We start from the raw sequence: 2,174 nt of genomic DNA, 5'->3' as shown, positions 1-2,174 counted from the left end.
TGGGTGCGCCACGAGGCGCCATGTGACCGGGTGGGGGTGCGAGACCTCCACCGCCGGGCCGTCGCAGCGGCTGGGTAGAAGCTGAGGGCAGTCTGATCCGGGGAACGCCGGGGAGGATGGGAAGCAGCCCTGACAACGCCGGGACGGTGCGGTACTGCCAGACGCGCCGGGTTCGGCAAGCAAGGCCAGAAGGCGTACGAAGAGGAACCCGTGTAAAGCCCCGTAAGTCTTGTCACCGGGCTCAAATCTGGCGGATATGGGCCCGGGAAGCAGTGCGTGACCACACGTTTCGGCGGGTGGTCAACTTCGAAGCCGGTCTCCAACTGCCGGTGGGGAGGCCACGCTGAAAGCCTGCGGCGTAGGCGTGGTGAAGCTGCCGGGGTAGTAGCGGGACGCCGACCTGGCCGATCGGCACATGGTGAACGTGGGAACCACCTGCGGTCGCCCTTCTCCTCCGGACAGCCGGTCCGGCGATGGAGGGCAGGCCCGTTGCCGGCTGAGGTCCGCAGGTGGGGCGGAGGCCCCGTAGTAGTCCGAGCGGAGGAAAGCTCCGTGCATGGCGAAGGGGGCCAGCAAGTCGGCGGGGAGGATGCTGCAATGCCGGGAGGCCGCTGGTGAATACCGACGCGCTGGAGTTCGCGCTGCTCAAGGCCGAACGCCGGGTACTGGAGATGCAGACCAAGCTGCACTGTTGGGCGACCGACGATCGTGGTCGCCGGTTTGATGACCTGTTCAATCTCGTTGCCGATCCCGCGTTTTTGCTGGTCGCGTGGGGTCGGGTGCGGGGCAACAGGGGCGCTCGTTCGGCCGGGGTGGACGGGCAGACGGCCCGCTCCGTGGAGGACGGGCAAGGCGTCGGGGTATTCCTCGACGAGGTGCGGTCCGATATGAAGGACCGTGTCTTTCGTCCGCTGCCGGTGCGGGAACGGATGATTCCCAAGCCGGGGACGGCCAAGCGCCGTCGGCTGGGCATTCCGACCGTGCGGGACCGGGTGGTCCAGGCGTCCCTGAAGCTGGTGTTGGAGCCGATCTTCGAGGCGGACTTCCTCCCGTGTTCCTACGGGTTCCGTCCGAAGCGCCGGGCTCATGACGCACTCGCCGAAGCGCACCACTTCGCCAAGAACTCGTATGAGTGGATGGTGGAGGGGGACATTGAGGCGTGCTTCGACTCGATCGACCACACGGCCCTGATGGACCGGGTGCGTCAGCGGGTCGGAGACCGGCGCGTCCTTGACCTGGTGAAGGCGTTCCTGAAAGCGGGCATCCTCACGGAAGGCGGCCTGCCCAGGGAGACCGACAGTGGAACTCCGCAGGGAGGGATCCTGTCACCGCTGCTGTCGAACATCGCCCTGTCCGTCCTTGATGAGTTCATCGCGGCCGGACCGGGCGGGCCGCAGTCCACTCAGGCGGAACGGGCCAGGCGACGGCGCCGGAAGCTACCCAACTACCGGCTGTTCCGGTATGCGGATGACTTCCTGATCGCTGTGACCGGGACCCGTGACGACGCTGAGAGGATGCGTGCCGAGGTGGCGGCGGTCCTCGCGCCGATGGGCTTGCGCCTGTCGGTGGAGAAGACAGCGATCACCCACATCGATGAGGGTCTGGACTTCCTCGGGTGGCGTCTCCAGCGTCATCGCAAGCGCGGAACCCAGAGGCACTACGTCTACCTCTACCCCTCCAAGAAGGCCCTCCAGGCCGTCAAGGAGAAGGTCAAGACGTTGTGCAGACAGGACACAAACCTGCCGTTGGCAGTCGTGCTGCACCAGCTCAACCCGGTGCTGCGGGGCTGGACGGCGTACTTCCGGCACGGCGTGTCGTCCGCGACCTTCCAGTATCTGTCGGCCTTCACCTGGCGACAGGTCTTCGGATGGCTGCGGCGCAAACATCGCCGGACCAACTGGAAGACCCTGCGCCGTCGTTACTGTGTGGGCCGATGGTGGCCCGCCGATGGCGAGGTGGTCTTGTTCAAGACCGCGAAGGTGCGGACCAATCGCTACCTGTATCGCGGAACCAAGATCCCCTCACCGTGGCCCAGCGGGACCGCGCGCGAAGCGGTTGTCTGAGAGGGCTTGTGGAGAGCCGGATGCCTGGAGATCGGGCACGTCCGGTTCGGGAGGCGGGCCGGGGAAACCCACCGACGGCAACGTCGGCCGGGCGCCCCGGTCCGACCTCAC

At 66.7% G+C, this 2,174-nt stretch carries 1 protein-coding gene; it reads left to right on the top strand.

What is annotated here, in order from left to right; genetic code table 11:
• Nucleotides 1-614: 614 nt before the first annotated feature.
• On the top strand, nucleotides 615-2,063 hold the full coding sequence (gene ltrA / locus ACWDR4_RS50040; RefSeq protein WP_450418853.1) for a group II intron reverse transcriptase/maturase: 1,449 nt from the start codon (nucleotides 615-617) through the stop codon (nucleotides 2,061-2,063).
• Nucleotides 2,064-2,174: the final 111 nt, after the last annotated feature.

It is taken from the genome of Streptomyces sp. NPDC000878 (assembly GCF_053599695.1).
The sequence above is the reverse complement of the archived record's forward strand: the minus strand, read 5'-3'. Positions and strand labels throughout refer to the sequence as shown.